Genomic DNA, 16,231 nt, shown 5'->3' with positions numbered 1-16,231 from the left:
CACGTGCCCAGCCGCAAGCTCACCCTGACCAACAAGCGCGGCCTGCACGCCCGCGCCGCCACCCGCCTGGTACAGTGCTGCCAGCCCTACGCCTCTCGGGTCATTGTCTGCCACGGCGACCAGCAGGCCGATGCCACCAATATCATGGCGCTGCTGATGCTGGCCGCCCCCTGCGGCACCGAGCTGGTCCTGAAAGCCGACGGCGACGACGGCGAAGCGGTACTGGACGCCCTGGAAGCGCTGTTCGAGGCGCGCTTCGACGAGGAAGCCTGACGAGGAGCGAGGAGCAATATGTTGTCCTGAAGCAAGGAGCCCGCGACTCTGTCGCGGGCTCCTTGCTCGAACCTCGAACCTCGAACCTCAGCTACCGGCCACGGTCATCTCGTCGATCAGCCAGCTGCCGGTGTGGATGCTGCCGCGGGTATCGATATCGTCGCCAACGCCGATCAATCCCTGGAACATCGTCGCCAGATTGCCGGCGATGGTGAACTCCTCCACCGGATGCTGGATGCGGCCGTTCTCGACCCAGAACCCCGCCGCACCGCGGGAGTAATCACCGGTGACGCCGTTGACGCCCTGGCCCATCAGCTCGGTGACCAGCACCCCGCGATCCATGCGCGCGAGCAGCGCCTCCCGGGACTCGAGCGGCGCGGTGAGGCGCAGGTTGCGGGCGCCGCCGGCGTTGCCGGTGGTCTCCATGCCCAGCCGCCGCGCGCTATAGGCAGACAGCATGTAGCTGGCCAACCGGCCCTGGTCGACGAAGACGTTGTCGCGGGTCGCCACGCCGTCGCCGTCGAAGGCGCTACTGGCCATGCCGCGCATCAGCTGCGGCTTCTCCTGCAGCGAGAACCACTCGGGGAAGAGCGCATCGCCCAGGCGGTCGCAGAGGAAGGACGACTGGCGATAGAGGGCGCCGCCGGCGATGGCGCCGAGGAAGCTGCCGACCAGCCCCGTGGCCAGGCTCGGATCGAACAGCACCGGCATCCGCCCGGTGGCCGGGCGCTGGCCGCCGAGGCGGCGCAGGGTACGTCGGGCGGCGCTCTCGCCCACCGCCTCGGGCGCCAGCAGCTCGCGGGGATCGCGGGCGCTGGTGTAGTCGTAGTCGCGCTGCATGCCGTGCTCGTCCTCGGCGATCAGCATGCAGGACAGCGAGTGGCGGCTGCCGCGCTGGCTGCCCAGGAAGCCGTGGCTGTTGGCGTAGACGCGCACGCCCTCGCCGCTGGACAGTCCGGCGCCATCGGAGCTCTTGATGCCCGCCTGACCGCGACCGGCGCTCTCGCAGGCCAGCGCCAGCTCGACCGCCTCCTCGGTGGACAGCGCCCAGGGATGATGGACGTCGAGGTCCGGCAGCTCCCGGGCCATCAGCTCGGCCGGGGCGAGCCCGGAGGCCGGGTCCTCGCCGGTGTAGCGGGCGATGGCCATGGCCTTCTCGACCACATCCCTGATCGACGCCTCGGAGGCGTCGGTGGACGAGGCGCTGCCCTTGCGCTGGCCGACGTAGACGGTCACCGCGATGCCCTGGTCGCGGGACAGCTCGACGGTCTCGACCTCGCCCTCGCGCACGTTGACGCCCACGCCCTGGTCGACGCTGGCGCCCACCTCGCAGGCATCGGCACCGAGCCGGCGGGCCAGCGCCAGGGCCGCCTCGGCGCGGGTTTCCAGCAGCGACTGCTGGGCGACGGCATCGAAAGCCTGTGTCATCGTCTTGACTCCTCACTCGACCGGCCACGCGGCCGATACACAACATGGTCGTTTGGCCAGCCCGACGCGGCGGGCTGGTATACTGGGCCGATGCCTAACGCCCCTCTCATGAATCAGGACGCCGCATGACCCAGGATGATTTCTCTCCGGCCGACGAACGGCCCAGCAAGTCGCAGCTCAAGCGCGAGATGCATGCCCTCCAGGAGCTCGGCGAACGGCTGATCGCCATGCGCGAGGCCGAACGCGACCGCTTCCCGCTGTCCGACGACCTGCTGGCGGCCATCGAGGAAACCGGCCGCATCCGCGCCCGCGAGGCCCGTCGCCGGCACATGCAGTACGTCGGCAAGCTGATGCGCCGCGAGGACCTCGAGGGCATCCAGGCGGTGTTCGACGAGATGGACCGCGAGCAGCTGCGCCGCGACCACGCCTTCCATCGCCTGGAGCAGTGGCGCGACCGCCTCATCGAGGACGACGACGCCCTCGAGGCCTTCATCGCCGACTACCCCGACGTCGACCGCCAGGCCCTGCGCCAGCTGATCCGCAACGCGCGCCGCGAGCGCGATCAGGGCAAGCCGCCGACCAACGCCCGACGGCTGTTCAAGCTGATCCGCGACACCGCCGAGCTGTAAGACACCTCAACAAGCTCCAGACGCTATCTCTCTGCCGACCAGCCATGGATGGGCTTTCCCGGCGACAAGGCCCGGGGTGCCGGACCATCGCGAGGCGCTGTGAACCCATCCCTGGGCGCTACTTTTGCCCTGCGACGCTCTCGCATCCTGCTTCGCTTGCAGGACCGGTTCTGGCCATCCATGGCCAATCCGTTCGGCGAGAATCACCTCACCCATGGCAAAAACCCTCGCTTCACCTTGTCCCCGGCGCCCATCCCCATCAGTTCCGTTCCGCAGCGGCTTCCGTGCTAGGACTGGGTGCCGCCGACCGTGAGCTCGTCGAGCTTCAGCGTCGGCTGGCCGACGCCCACCGGCACGCCCTGTCCTTCCTTGCCGCACACGCCGATGCCGGTATCCAGCGCCAGGTCATGGCCGATCATCGACACGCGGCCCATGGCCTCCGGACCGTTGCCGATCAGCGTCGCGCCCTTGACCGGCGCGGTGATGCGGCCGTCCTCGATCAGGTAGGCCTCGCTGGCCGAGAACACGAACTTGCCGGAGGTGATGTCCACCTGGCCGCCGCCGAAGCTCACGGCATAAATGCCGCGGGAGACGCTCTTGATGATGTCGGCGGGATCGTCCTGGCCGGCGCGCATGTAGGTGTTGGTCATGCGCGGCATCGGCATGTGGGCGAAGGACTCGCGGCGCGCGTTGCCGGTGGGCGCCATGCCCATCAGCCGGGCGTTGAGCTTGTCCTGCATGTAGCCGGTGAGGATGCCGTCCTCGATCAGCGTGGTGCACTGGGTCGCCGTGCCCTCGTCGTCGACCGACAGTGAACCGCGGCGATCGGCCAGGGTGCCGTCGTCGACCACGGTCACGCCGGGGGCGGCTACCCGCTCGCCCATGCGACCGGCGAAGGCCGAGCTGCCCTTGCGGTTGAAGTCGCCTTCCAGGCCGTGGCCCACCGCCTCGTGGAGCAGGATGCCCGGCCAGCCGGCGCCCAGCACCACCGGCATCTGGCCGGCCGGGGCGTCCACGGCGTCGAGGTTGACTAGCGCCTGGCGTACCGCTTCCTTGGCGAAGCGCTCGGGGGCGTGCTCGTCGCGCAGCCGCACCATCGGATGTCGGCCGCCGCCGCCGGCACTGCCGCGCTCACGGCGGCCGTCGCGCACGGCGATCACGCTGACGTTGAGCCGCACCAGCGGACGCACGTCGGCGGCCAGGGTGCCGTCGCTGGCGCGCACCAGCACCACCTCGTAGACGCCGGTCAGCGAGGCGCTGACCTGGCTCACCGAGGGATCGGCGGCCCGGGCCACGCGATCGGCCTCCTTGAGCATGGCGACCTTCTCGTCGGCGGACAGCCCGGCCAGCGGATCGATGCCGGCATAGCGAGACGTCGACGCCGTGACGACGCGCGGCGCGACGGCCTGCCGCTGGCCGCTGCGCACGATGCCGGCGGCGGTGCGGCCGGTCTCGGCCAGGGCTTCCATGGTGATCTGGTTGGAGTAGGCGAAGCCGGTCTTCTCGCCGGCCAGGGAACGCACGCCCACGCCGCCGTCGATGTTGTAGCTGGCCTCCTTGACCTCACCGTCCTCCAGCACCCAGGCCTCGTGCCAGCTGCGCTGGAAGTACAGATCGGCATAGTCGATGCCGGCCCCCAGCGCGTGGCCGAGGCCGGCGTCCAGGGCATCGAGGTCGAGCCCGCCGGGGGTCAGCAGCGCCTCGGCGGCCTGATCGAGCAGGGGTTGCGTGTGTGATGTCATTCGGCACTTTCCAGAGCGATGCGCGGCGAGGTCCAGGGCCCCTCCACGCGATAGTGAATTCGGGTCACGCGGTCGAGGGCGTCGCCGAACAGCTTGTCGGCGATGAACAGCGCCCCTCCGACCACCGGCGCCCCGGCGATCACCGCCGCCAGGGGCAGGTTGTTGCTCACCGGCAGTGTGACGCCCAGGCGCTGGTCGAGTTCCCGTCGGGCCAGGTCGACGCTGCCGTCGAGGGTGAAGTGGGTGGCCGGGCCGTCGATCTCGACCGGACCGCGGGTCTCCAGCACCCCACCATACAGGGTCGCCTCGCCGCTGACACGATCGAAGGCGGTGCCCTGCCCGGTGACGTCGGAGAAGTCCAGGGTCAGGCGGCGCAGCAGATTGTCGACGTTGAGCAGGCCGACCAGGCGTGCCGACGGCGACTCCAGATTGACGAAGCGACCGTCGCGCAGCTCCACCGCCAGGTTGCCCCGGGAACGCGCCAGGGCGAACTGCCAGGGCGCGCCGGGCCAGGCCAGCTGGCTGTCGACCCGGGTCTCGGCGCTGCGGATCGCCACCGGCTGGCCGAGCGCCTCCAGGGCCGTGCCCAGGTCGCGGCCGTCCACGCTCATGCGTGCCCGGGTCAGGCTGGCCTCGGCACCGGCGGCCTCCCAGGTCAGGTTGCCCCGAGCGTCGATCTCGCCCAGGGTCAGGGCCAGCGGATCGATCACCAGGCGGTCCGGCGCGACTCGCCACTCGGCGTTCAGCGGGCCGAACGTGCGGCCCTGATAGCTCAGCGCGTCGACGCTCAGCGTGCCTGCCGGCAGCGCGCCAAGCGACGCCGGCATGGCGGCCGGCGTCGGCGGCACCTCGAGCTCCTCGAGCAGGCGGCCGCCGCTGGCGGTATCGCCGCCTGACCCGGTGATCGATGCCGTCTCTGCCGGCAGCAGGCCGTCGAGACGCAGGCTCGACAAAGACACATCCAGCGGCTGCGACAGGCTCGGCCGATAGTCCAGCCGGCCGGTCGCCAGGCTGCCGTCCAGCGCCAGCTCCCAGCCGCCGGACACCAGCGGCTGTCCTTCGACGATCATCGAGCCCAGGCAGTGCTGCTCGACGCTCAGGCAGTCGGTATCCAGCATCAGGTGGGCGACGGAGCTGCGCGCCTTCGGGCTGCCGGTGGAACCGCCGAGCGCCTCGTTGGACAGCGGCGCCAGGGCACGGCCCCAGGCCTGCGCCTCGAAGCGCGGCAGATAGGCCTGCAGCGACCAGCCGGATTCCCCGGGCCAGGTCGCGGGCGCCTCGCGCCCCAGCCAGGCCTGGCCCTGACCGCCGCGCTCGGGGCGCCAGCGCCAACCCAGATTCGCGCCCAGACGGCCCGACCAGGGCCCGGACTCGGCCAGGGCGAAGGTCAGCCGCAGGTTCCGCGGCGTACCGGCCGCCTTGCCCAGCGGCGCCGGCAGGTCGATGACCAGGTCGCGAAGCTCGCTCGAGAGATGCAGGGTCGGCGTCGCGGCGTCGAGGTCGACGCCGCCGTGCCAGGCCAGCGGGCCACTCAGCACCTCCCCGATGCCGGCCGGCGCCCCCAGTTCGGTGAGCGCTCCGGCCTCGGCGGTACCCGACAGCGTGACGCGCCCCTCGCCGGTCGCGAGCTCGGCGCTGACCGGCCCGCCCAGCAGCCGCCCGTCCAGCCGGCCCTCCAGAGAGCCGTCTTCGCCACGCTGATGCCAGGCCAGCGGCCCCGAGATGTCCTGGAAGACCAGTCCGCTGGCCAAGTGGGTCAGCCGCGGCAGGTCGACGTCGCCGGCGATGTCCAGGCGCAGCGACCCCGGATCGTCCGGTGCCAGCTCGAGGTCGAGATCGGCCGCGACGCTCCCCTCGCCCTGCCAGTCGGACACCGCCCCGATGCCGTCCACCGGCAAGGCGGCGAGATAGTCGGTCAGCGCCGGCGCCTCGGCGACCAGCGGGCCGCGTACCGAGAGCCGATCGTCCTCGAAATGCACCCGGGCGTCATGGGTCTGGACACCCCGGCTCTCGGCGCGGTCCACCTCGGCGTCGAGGGTCTCGTCACGCAGCCGCAGCCGGCCGGCGACGTTCTCCAGCGCCGGCCAGCCGTCGGCATAGGGCAGCCGCCCCTCGTCGATCGCCAGGTCCAGGTTCAGCGTGGGATCGATGGGCGACAGGCCGGACGTCTTGTCGCTCAGCGGCACGTGCAGGCGCAGCGAGCCGTCGGCTACGCGGCCTGCCAGGCCACCGGCCAGCCAGTCGGCAAGCTCGGGCGTCTCCTTGCGCAGTACCACCATCGGCAGCCAGTCGGTCAGCGGCCGCGAGCGGGCGTCCACGTCGCGAAAGTCCAGCGTCAGGCCGAAGCCGCCGCGGCCCTCTCCGCCGGTGGCGAGGCCGAAGTTGCCGTTCACTTCCGCGCCGCGCCAGCCCACCGCCAGGTCGTGACCGCTGACGAAGCCGCGCTCGCCGTCATAGGTCCAGCTCACCTCGCCGCTGGCGTGGTCGAGCGACATCGGCTCGGCGAAGACTTCGGGGAAGAACAGCTCGGTATCCTCGTCGCCGGCGAAGCGCACCCGCGCGCTGTGGCCGTCGGCGGTCAGCCACAGCGCCAGGGGGCCGCCGCCCGGTGCCTCCTCCCAGGGGTCCACGCTCACCTCGTGGGCCGCGAGCCGGGCCTGCCACTTGCCGTCCTTGCGACCGGCGTCGAGGGCGTCGATGCGCCCCCGCGGGGCGAGCGACGCCACGCCACGATCCAGCGCCTCGGGCAGCGGCAGGCGCGTGCGCCAGGCGGCCAGGGCGGCGAGATCGAAGGGGCCGGTGGTGAGCCACCAGTCGCTGTCGTCGCCGCGCAGGTACCAATCCCGCGGCAGCGGGCGCGCCTCGGCGGAGGCCTCGGGGCCGGCGATCTGATCGGCATCGGCCTGTATCCAGGCCTGCCAGTCCTGGGCGCCGGCCTCACGCCGCCACTGACCGCGCAGCATGGCGTTGTCGAGCACGATCTCCGCAGACGCGGCCTCCTCCGAGCCCGCGACATCGCCTTCCGGCGCGCTCAGCGCCAGGCGCGGCGCGGTGACGTCGAGGCGCGCGTCGGCCAGGCGGCCGTGGGTCCAGCGCCCCCACAGCCGCGCCTCGCCGTTCAGGTCGTCGAAGCTCGGCAGCGACGCGACGCCGAGCAGCGACGACAGCCCGGTCAGGCTGTCGAGGCTCATGGTCGCCTGCAGGGCGGCGCCGAAATCGTCGAGCCCCTCGCCCGGCACCAGTTCCATGACCACCGAAGCCACCTCGCCGGCACGTCCGCTCAGCCGCACCTGGCCCTCGAGATGGGCGCTGCGGTCGTCGCCGACCATCAGCAGCCGCGGCGCTTCGAGCGTCGCCTCGCGCTCGCGGCCGTGGAGCACCAGCCGAATGTCCTCGGCCCAGGCGCGCTGGCGCAGCAGCACGCCGACCCAGTAGTCCAGGCGGTCGAGGCCGAAGCGACTCTCGGGGATCAGCTCGGGGGGGACGTCGGCGGGCCGAGGCCAATGCCAGCGGCCGTCCGCGGCCTGATAGAGATGAAGGGTGAGGCCGGACAGGCGCGCATCGGCCACCACCGGCATGCCGTCGCGCAGGCTGGCACCGGCATCGAGACGCAGTCGGGCATCGTCGAGCTGGAGCAGCGGACGATCGCCGTTGGCGGCGCGCAGCGACAGCCCGTGCACCTCGAGTTCGGGATCGAAGCCGGCCAGCCGGCCTTCGACGCCGTCCAGCCCCACGGCGGCCTCGAAGCGCGCCGAGAGCAGCGCTTCCAGCCGCGGCGTGAGCTGATCGGCCTGGCCGAGCAGCAGCCGCAGCACCAGGGTCAGCAGCGCCACCAGGGTCAGCGCCGCCGCCAGCAGCGTCAGGGTCCAGCGAATGGCCAGGCGGATCCTCGACATGGGCTCACATCAGCACGATGTCGTACTGCTCCTGGGAGTAGTGAGCCTCGACCTGAAAGCGGATGGTCTTGCCGATGAACTCTTCCAGGTCGGCCACCGCCGCGGACTCCTCGTCGAGCAACCGGTCGACCACCGCCTGGGAGGCCAGCACGGTATAGGTCTCGGCGCTGTAGGCCCGCTCCTCGCGCAGGATCTCGCGGAAGATCTCGTAGCACACCGACTCCGGCGTCTTGAGGGTGCCGCGCCCGTGGCACGACGGGCAGGCCTCGCACAGGGTCTGCTCGAGGCTCTCCCGGGTGCGCTTGCGGGTCACCTGCACCAGCCCCAGCTCGGTGACGCCGGTGCACTTGGTCTTGGCGTGGTCGCGCTCCAGCGACTTCTCGAGCACCCGCAGCACCTGGCGCTGGTGCTCGGGATCCTCCATGTCGATGAAGTCGATGATGATGATGCCGCCGAGGTTGCGCAGCCGCAGCTGGCGGGCGATGGCGGTGGCGGCCTCGAGGTTGGTCTTGAAGATGGTCTCCTCGAGGTTGCGATGCCCCACGAAACCGCCGGTGTTGACGTCGATGGTGGTCATCGCCTCGGTGGGATCGATCACCAGGTATCCGCCGGACTTGAGCTGCACCTTGCGGCCCAGCGCCTTCTGAATCTCGTCCTCGACGCTGAAAAGATCGAAGATCGGCCGCTCGCCGGCATAGTGCTCGATACGCTCCACCGCCGAGGGCATGAACTCCTCGGCAAATTCCAGCAGCTTGACGTGGTTCTCGCGGGAGTCGATGCGTACCTTCTCGATGTCGTCGCGCATCACATCGCGCAGGGTGCGCATGAACAGCGGCAGATCGTCGTAGATGACGCTGGGCGCCGAGGCAGTGATCTTGCGCTCGCTGACCTTGCGCCACAGCCGCAGCAGGAAGTGCATGTCGCCGGCCATTTCCTCCTGGCTGACGCCCTCGGCGGCGGTGCGCACGATGAAGCCGCCGGTCACCTCCAGGGTCTGCTGGGCCTGAGCGGCCTCGACCAGCTCGCGCAGCCGCTCGCGCTCACGCTCGTCCTCGATGCGTTGCGAGACGCCGTTGTGCGGCGAGTCCGGCATGTAGACCAGGTAGCGCGACGGCACCGAGAGATGGGTGGTCAGGCGCGCGCCCTTGGAGCCGATGGGATCCTTGGTGACCTGCACGACCAGCGACTGGCCCTCGTGGAGCAGATGGCCGATGGAGACCTGTTCGTCGGTCGGCGTACCGGACGGCATCACCTCGTGGGCGTGGATGAAGGCGGCCCGCTCGAGGCCGATATCGACGAAGGCGGCCTGCATGCCCGGCAGTACCCGGACCACCTTGCCCTTGTAGATGTTGCCGACGATGCCGCGGCGCCGGGCCCGCTCGATGAAGGCTTCCTGGAGCACGCCGTTCTCCACCACGGCGACCCGGGTCTCCATCGGGGTCAGGTTGATCAGTACTTCACCGCTCATGCGGAAATCCTTGTCCAGAGGAAACTCGAGGCATTATGACATAGCCCGGACCTGACGCGACGCGTTCCTCAGCTCTCGCACCACAAGGGCACGCCCTGCCGGGCCAGCAGCTCGGCGGTCTCGAACAGCGGCAGGCCGACCACCGCGGAGTGGCTGCCCTCCAGGCGCGACACGAACAGCGCCGCCCGCCCCTGGATGGCATAGCCGCCGGCCTTGTCGACGGGCTCGCCGGTGGCCCAGTAGGCGGCGATCTCGGCGTCCGATATCTCGCGCAGCGTCACCCGGGTGGTCACGCAGACGCTCAGCAGGCCCGCCGGACCGGTCACGGCCACCGCGGTCAGCACCCGATGGGATCGCCCGGACAGCGAGCGCAGCATGGCGGCGGCGTGCTCGCGGTCGCGCGGCTTGCCGAGGATGGCGTCGTCGCACACCACGGCGGTGTCGGAGCCGAGCGTCGGCAGCGCGCTGCCCGCCGCTCCGGCTCGGGCCTTCTCCTCGGCCAGGCGTTGCACATAGGCCTCGGGGGCCTCACCGGGCAGCGGCGTCTCGTCGAGATCGACCGGATGCACCTCGACCGGCAGGTCGATGCCGGCCAGCAGCTCGCGGCGCCGCGGCGAAGCCGAGGCCAGGCGGATCAGCGGCGCGTCGGGATCAGTCGTGTGGGGCATGGGCACCTCGTGTCACTCCTCGCTGGGGCGACGCCGAAAGACCCGGAACAGCGTGGTCAGCCAGGGCCACAGCAGCGCCCCGATCACCGAGGGCAGCAGGAAGGAAAGATGGATCGCGAACGGTCCCAGCAACGTGCGCAGCCACTGCTCCACCAGCTGCACCGTGCCCAGCAGCACCAGGATCAGCACCGCCTGCTGGAGCAGCGAATAGGCGCGGAAGCGCGGATAGACCAGAGCACACAGGAAAGCCAGCAGCGACAGCAGCAACGCATTCTGGCCCAGTGGCGCACCCTGAATCAGGTCGAGCAGGATACCCATCACGAAGCCGTGGAAGACCCCGACCTTCTGCGGCGCCTTCATGCACCAGTAGATCAGCATCAGGCCCAGCCAGTCGGGGCGCCATATCTGCCAGCCGTCGGCCAGCGGCATCACCTGCAGGCACAGCGCCAGCAGCAGGGTCAGCCAGATCCAGGGCAGGCTCGCCGTCGAACGCGTCGCCATCACTGCACCTCCTCGACGGGGCCGATCATCTGCAGCGCGGCCTCGACGGCCGCCGGGTCGAGCGCGACCGTCCAACCGCCGCGACCCGGCGCTTCGGGAGGCTCGGGCGGAAACAGCAGCAGGAAGTGGCGGGCACGCTGCAGCTGGGCCACCGGCCGCGCTTCCACCTGGGCGAAGGGCTCGCCGGGATCGTGCACCACCGAGGTGACCCGCCCCACCGGATAGCCGGGCGGAAAGCGCCCGGCCAGCCCCGAGGTCATCAGCAGGTCGCCCTCGCGAATGTCGGCGGTGTCCGGCACGTGCAGCACGCTCAGCGTATCGTACTGGCCGGTGCCCTGGAGGATGAAGCGCAGGCCGTTGCGATTGACCTGGACCGGCAGCGAGTGGCTGGCGTCGGACACCATCAGTACCCGGCTGGCGTAGGCCGAGACCGAGGTCACCTGCCCCACTAGCCCGGCGGCATCCATCACCGGCTGGCCGACGAAGACGCCGTCGCGGCGCCCGCGATCGACCACCATGCGATGGCTGAAGGGATCCGGATCGAGCGACAGCAGTTCGGCGGTGATGAAGGGAATATCATGCTCGCGGGTGGCATCGAGCAGCTCGCGCAGCCGAACGTTTTCGGCGGTCAGGCTGGCCATGCGCTGGACCCGATGCGAAAGGGTCAGGATCTGCTCGCGCAGCTGGCGGTTCTCGTCCAGCAGCTCGCGCTGGTCCGAGAACGCCAGCGCGCCCCAGTTGAGGGCGTCGCTGGGCAGGCTGACCAGCCACTGGATCGGCGCCACCAGGGTCGACAGCTGGGCCCGCACGGGCTCCATCCGCGTGAAGCGCAGATCGGCAAACATCAGGGCCACGGCCAGAAGCGCGCACAGCAGCATGCGATACCCCGGCACCGAGCCGTGCGAGAACAGCGGTTTGATGGCGTCCTCTCCCTATTTCCTTGCGGCGTCGGCTGCATGCCGAATCGCCCAAACCCCTAGCGTTTCTCGTTCCCGCGGGAGAGCGCTGATTCATGTCGTGAACGATGAGGAAGCGGGAGCGCCTGACATGGACAGGTTCGTTGCCGACGAACCTGGCCTTGCACACGCCCCTGTGAGCCATCGAGCGCCGCCATCAATCAGCGCTGCCCCGGGATCAGTCGCTGGAGAGCAGCTCGAACGTGTGCTGATCGATCATCTCGAGGGCCTTGCCGCCGCCCCGGGCGACGCAGGTCAGCGGGTCCTCGGCGACCACCACCGGCAAGCCGGTCTCCTCGGCGATCAGCTTGTCGAGATCGCGCAGCAGCGCGCCGCCGCCGGTCAGCACCAGGCCGCGCTCGGCGATGTCGGAGGCCAGCTCGGGGGGGGATTGCTCGAGCGCGCTCTTCACCGCGGCGACGATCGAGCCCAGGGTCTCCTGCAGGGCGTCGAGGATCTCGTGGGAATTCAGGGTAAAGCTGCGCGGAATGCCCTCGGCCAGGTTGCGGCCGCGCACGTCGATCTCGCGCAGCTCACCGCCGGGGTAGGCGCAGCCGATCTCTTCCTTGATCCGCTCGGCGGTGGACTCGCCGATCAGGCTGCCATAGTGGCGACGCACGTAGGCGATGATCGCCTCGTCGAAGCGGTCGCCGCCGACGCGGATGGACTCGGAGTAGACCACGCCGTTGAGCGAGATGATGGCGATCTCGCTGGTGCCGCCGCCGATGTCGACGACCATCGAGCCCTGGGCCTCCTCGACCGGCAGACCGGCACCGATGGCCGCGGCCATGGGCTCCTCGATCAGGAACACCTCGCGGGCCCCGGCGCCCTCGGCGGACTCCTTGATGGCGCGACGCTCCACCTGGGTCGACATGCAGGGCACGCACACCAGCACCCGCGGGCTGGGCGTCAGGAAAGTGCTCTGATGGACCTTGCGGATGAAGTACTGCAGCATCTGTTCGGTGACGGTGAAGTCGGCGATCACGCCGTCCTTCATCGGCCGGATGGCGGTGATGTTGCCGGGGGTGCGGCCCAGCATGCGCTTGGCGTCGGCGCCCACCGCGGCCACGCTGCGCATGTTGCCGGACTGGCGAATGGCCACCACCGACGGCTCGTCGAGCACGATGCCGCGCCCGCGGACATAAATCAGCGTATTGGCCGTCCCCAGGTCGATCGACAGATCGCTGGAAAACAGCCCCCTCAAACGTTTGAACATGAAGTCGTTACCTAGTGCGGACCGGGAACCCTGTGCGGGGGCAAACCGTATCACTGCACCCCCCGGGCGGCAAGCGCAGAGCCCACGGCCCCTGCCCGCCGTGACGCGAATGTGGTAACTTCTGCGGTCTTTTCCCCCACCCTTGCGAGGACACCCGATCATGGCGCTTGAACACGCAGACGTTCTCCGGGCCGCCCATCTGGCCCGACTCGGCCTGGACGAGGGTGAGGCCGACCGCTATCGCGACGATCTGGGCCGCATCCTGGAGATGGTCGACCAGCTGCAGTCGCTCGACACCGACGGCGTCGCCCCGCTCGCCCACCCGCTGGACGCCACCCAGCGCCTGCGCGCCGACGAGGTCACCGAGCCCGACCAGCGCGAGACCTTCCAGCGCTGCGCCCCGGCGGTGGAAAACGGCCTCTACCTGGTGCCGCGGGTCGTCGAGTGACCGCCTCCTTTCCTGTTCGTCAATGACCTGTCATCACGGAGCCCCGGCCCCATGCACGACCAGACACTGACCGGACTCGCCGCCGCCCTGACGGCCGGCGAGTTCTCCAGCCGCGAGCTGACCGAGCATCTGCTCGCGCGCATCGAGCGCCATGACGGCGCGCTCAACAGCTTTATCACCGTGACCGGCGACCAGGCCCTGGCCGCCGCCGATGCGGCCGACGCCGCCCGTGCCCGCGGCGAGGCCGGCCCGCTGACCGGCCTGCCGCTGGCGCTGAAGGACATCTTCTGCACCCGGGGCGTGAAGACCAGCTGCGGCTCGCGGATGCTCGACAACTTCGCCGCGCCTTACGACGCCACCGTGGTCGAGAAGCTCGCCGCCGCCGGCACCCTGAGCCTCGGCAAGACCAACATGGACGAGTTCGCCATGGGCTCGTCCAACGAAAACAGTCACTACGGCCCGGTGAAGAACCCCTGGGACCTCTCCGCCGTGCCCGGCGGCAGCTCCGGCGGCAGCGCCGCGGCCGTGGCCGCAGGCCTGGTGCCGGCCGCGCTCGGCACCGATACCGGCGGCTCGATCCGCCAGCCGGCGGCCTTCTGCGGCATCACCGGCCTCAAGCCGACCTACGGCCGCGTCTCGCGCTACGGCATGGTCGCCTACGCCTCGAGCCTCGACCAGGCCGGCCCCATGGCCCGCACCGCCGAGGACTGCGCCCACCTGCTCGGGGCCATCGCCGGCCACGACCAGCGCGACTCCACCAGCGTGGCGCGCGGCGTACCGGACTACGTCGAGGGCCTCGAGGCCCCGCTGTCCGGACTCAAGATCGGCCTGCCGAAGGAGTACTTCGGCGACGGCCTGTCCGCCGAGGTGGCAAGCGCGGTGCGCGAGGCGATCGCGGTCTACGAATCACTCGGCGCCACGGTGCGCGAGGTCAGCCTGCCGCACACCCACTACGCGATCCCGGCCTACTACGTGATCGCCCCGGCCGAGGCCTCCTCCAACCTGTCACGCTATGACGGCGTGCGCTTCGGCCACCGCTGCGAGAACCCGAGCGACCTCATCGACCTCTACAAGCGCTCGCGGGCCGAGGGCTTCGGCGAGGAGGTCAAGCGGCGCATCCTGATCGGCACCCACACCCTCTCCGAGGGCTTCTTCGACGCCTACTACAAGCAGGCGCAGAAGGTCCGCCGCCTGATCCGCCAGGACTTCCTCGACGCCTTCGAGGAGGTCGACGTGCTGATGGGCCCGGCCGCGCCGACCCCGGCCTTCGACCTGGGCGCCAACAAGGACCCGGTGTCGATGTACCTGCAGGACATCTACACCATCGCGGTGAACCTGGCGGGCATCCCCGGCATCAGCGTGCCGGCCGGCTTCGCCGGTGGCCGCCCGGTGGGCCTGCAGATCCTCGGCACCCACTTCGCCGAGGCCCAGCTGCTCAACGTCGCCCATCAGTTCCAGCAGGCCACCGACTGGCACCTGCGTCGTCCCGCCTTCGCCGAGGAGACCGCCTGATGCAATGGGAAACCGTGATCGGGCTGGAGGTCCACGTCCAGCTCGCCACCCGCTCCAAGATCTTCTCCGGCGCCTCCACCGCGTTCGGCGCCGAGCCCAACACCCAGGCCTGCGCCGTCGATCTGGGCCTGCCGGGCGTGCTGCCGGTGCTCAACGAGCAGGCGGTGGCCATGGCCGTGCAGTTCGGCCTGGGCATCCACGCCGAGATCCCCGAGGTCTCGGTGTTCGACCGCAAGAACTACTTCTACCCGGACCTGCCCAAGGGCTATCAGACCAGCCAGATGTATGAGCCGATCGTCGGCCCGGGCGAGGTCGAGATCCTGCTCGAGGACGGCGAACGCAAGACCGTGCGCGTGCACCACGCCCACCTCGAGGAAGACGCCGGCAAGTCGCTCCACGAAGACTTCCACGGCATGACCGGCATCGACCTCAACCGCGCCGGCACGCCGCTGCTGGAGATCGTCTCCGAGCCGGACATGCGCAGCGCGAAGGAGGCCGCCGCCTACCTCAAGGCGATCCACTCCATCGTCACCTATCTGGGCATCAGCGACGGCAACATGGCCGAGGGCTCGATGCGCTGCGACGTCAACGTCTCGGTGCGCCCCAGGGGCCAGGAGGCCTTCGGCACCCGCGCCGAGATCAAGAACGTCAACTCCTTCCGCTTCGTCGAGCGCGCCATCGAGTTCGAGGTCGAGCGCCAGATCGAGCTGCTCGAGGACGGCGGTACGGTGGTCCAGGAGACCCGCCTCTACGACCCCGAGGCCGACGAGACCCGCAGCATGCGCACCAAGGAGGAGGCCAACGACTACCGTTACTTCCCCTGCCCGGACCTGCTGCCGGTAGTGCTCGACCAGGCCTACGTCGACCACCTGCGCGGCCAGCTGCCGGAGCTGCCGGCCGCCAAGCGTGAGCGCTTTCAGGGCGAGCTCGGCCTCTCCGCCTACGACGCCGGCGTGCTCTCGGCGAGCCGCGCCATGGCCGAGTACTTCGAGCGGGTCCACGCGGTCTGCGGCGACGCCAAGCAGGCCGCCAACTGGGTCCAGGGCGAGCTGTCCGGCGCGCTGAACCGCGAGGGCCTGGCGATCGTCGACAGCCCGGTCAGCGCCGACCAGCTCGGCGGCCTGATCGTCCGCGTGCTGGACGACACCATCAACGGCAAGGCCGCCAAGCAGGTCTTCCAGGCGCTGTGGCACGGCGAAGGCGGGGACGAACACAACAGCGCCGACGCCATCATCGAGGCCAAGGGCCTCAAGCAGGTCACCGACACCGGCGCCATCGAGGCGATGATCGACCAGGTGATCGCCGACAGCCCGGCCCAGGTCGCCCAGTACCGCGACGCCGAGCCGGACAAGCGCGGCAAGATGATCGGCTACTTCGTCGGCCAGGTGATGAAGGCCTCGCGCGGCACCGCCAACCCCCAGCAGGTCAACGCGCTGCTCAAGGAAAAACTCGACGCCCTGTGCTGAGGGCCGCGGGGACGAGCCCTCGCCGGCT

13 protein-coding genes are annotated in these 16,231 nt (G+C 70.3%); 5 read left to right on the top strand and 8 right to left on the bottom strand.

The window, feature by feature from the left end; all coding sequences use genetic code 11:
• Window positions 1-3: 3 nt before the first annotated feature.
• Entirely contained in the window at window positions 4-273 is a 270-nt protein-coding gene (locus tag MYL53_RS01025; RefSeq protein WP_247851501.1) for an HPr family phosphocarrier protein, read from the top strand.
• Window positions 274-360: 87 nt separating this feature from the next.
• Here MYL53_RS01025 and pmbA read toward each other — a convergent pair whose 3' ends face one another.
• A complete protein-coding gene (pmbA, locus tag MYL53_RS01020; protein ID WP_247851500.1) occupies window positions 361-1,701 on the bottom strand; it encodes a metalloprotease PmbA in 1,341 nt (446 codons plus the stop codon).
• 125 nt (window positions 1,702-1,826) lie between these two features.
• Here pmbA and yjgA point away from each other — a divergent pair, with 125 nt between their 5' ends.
• Window positions 1,827-2,330 carry a ribosome biogenesis factor YjgA gene (gene yjgA / locus MYL53_RS01015; protein WP_247851499.1) on the top strand — a complete coding sequence of 168 codons (504 nt, stop codon included), beginning with the start codon at window positions 1,827-1,829 and terminating at the stop codon, window positions 2,328-2,330.
• Window positions 2,331-2,617: 287 nt separating this feature from the next.
• Here yjgA and tldD read toward each other — a convergent pair whose 3' ends face one another.
• The 7 genes from tldD to MYL53_RS00980 form a co-directional block, all read right to left on the bottom strand.
• The gene (gene tldD, locus MYL53_RS01010; protein ID WP_247851498.1) at window positions 2,618-4,072 is read right to left on the bottom strand and encodes a metalloprotease TldD; all 1,455 of its coding nucleotides are present in this window, start codon (window positions 4,070-4,072) and stop codon (window positions 2,618-2,620) included.
• Window positions 4,069-7,968, bottom strand: coding sequence for a YhdP family phospholipid transporter (locus tag MYL53_RS01005; RefSeq protein ID WP_247851497.1), 3,900 nt, complete (start codon window positions 7,966-7,968; stop codon window positions 4,069-4,071). Before MYL53_RS01005 ends, tldD begins: the two co-directional genes overlap by 4 nt.
• A gap of 4 nt (window positions 7,969-7,972) precedes the next feature.
• On the bottom strand, window positions 7,973-9,436 hold the full coding sequence (rng, locus tag MYL53_RS01000) for a ribonuclease G (RefSeq protein WP_247851496.1): 1,464 nt from the start codon (window positions 9,434-9,436) through the stop codon (window positions 7,973-7,975).
• A 68-nt stretch (window positions 9,437-9,504) separates the two neighbouring features.
• The gene (locus MYL53_RS00995; protein WP_247851495.1) at window positions 9,505-10,104 is read right to left on the bottom strand and encodes a Maf family protein; all 600 of its coding nucleotides are present in this window, start codon (window positions 10,102-10,104) and stop codon (window positions 9,505-9,507) included.
• Between the two features lie 12 nt (window positions 10,105-10,116).
• Window positions 10,117-10,605, bottom strand: a complete 489-nt coding sequence (gene mreD / locus MYL53_RS00990; RefSeq protein ID WP_247851494.1) for a rod shape-determining protein MreD — start codon at window positions 10,603-10,605, stop codon at window positions 10,117-10,119.
• A complete protein-coding gene (gene mreC / locus MYL53_RS00985; RefSeq protein WP_247851493.1) occupies window positions 10,605-11,483 on the bottom strand; it encodes a rod shape-determining protein MreC in 879 nt (292 codons plus the stop codon). Before mreC ends, mreD begins: the two co-directional genes overlap by 1 nt.
• A gap of 256 nt (window positions 11,484-11,739) precedes the next feature.
• A complete protein-coding gene (locus MYL53_RS00980; RefSeq protein ID WP_016854442.1) occupies window positions 11,740-12,777 on the bottom strand; it encodes a rod shape-determining protein in 1,038 nt (345 codons plus the stop codon).
• Window positions 12,778-12,937: 160 nt separating this feature from the next.
• Between MYL53_RS00980 and gatC the strand changes: the two genes are divergently transcribed.
• From gatC to gatB, 3 genes are read left to right on the top strand one after another with little or no spacing between them, the layout of a single operon-like run.
• The gene (gatC, locus tag MYL53_RS00975) at window positions 12,938-13,225 is read left to right on the top strand and encodes an Asp-tRNA(Asn)/Glu-tRNA(Gln) amidotransferase subunit GatC (protein WP_247851492.1); all 288 of its coding nucleotides are present in this window, start codon (window positions 12,938-12,940) and stop codon (window positions 13,223-13,225) included.
• 51 nt (window positions 13,226-13,276) lie between these two features.
• On the top strand, window positions 13,277-14,737 hold the full coding sequence (gene gatA / locus MYL53_RS00970; protein WP_247851491.1) for an Asp-tRNA(Asn)/Glu-tRNA(Gln) amidotransferase subunit GatA: 1,461 nt from the start codon (window positions 13,277-13,279) through the stop codon (window positions 14,735-14,737).
• Window positions 14,737-16,203 (top strand): Asp-tRNA(Asn)/Glu-tRNA(Gln) amidotransferase subunit GatB, encoded by a 1,467-nt coding sequence (gene gatB / locus MYL53_RS00965; RefSeq protein WP_247851490.1) that lies wholly within the window; start codon window positions 14,737-14,739, stop codon window positions 16,201-16,203. The genes gatA and gatB overlap by 1 nt, the downstream gene beginning before the upstream one ends.
• Window positions 16,204-16,231 lie beyond the last annotated feature (28 nt).

This window comes from Halomonas getboli (assembly GCF_023094245.1).
GTDB classification, from domain to species: domain Bacteria; phylum Pseudomonadota; class Gammaproteobacteria; order Pseudomonadales; family Halomonadaceae; genus Halomonas; species Halomonas getboli.
Note: the sequence above shows the minus strand (reverse complement) of the source record. Positions and strands in the feature narration are given on the sequence as shown.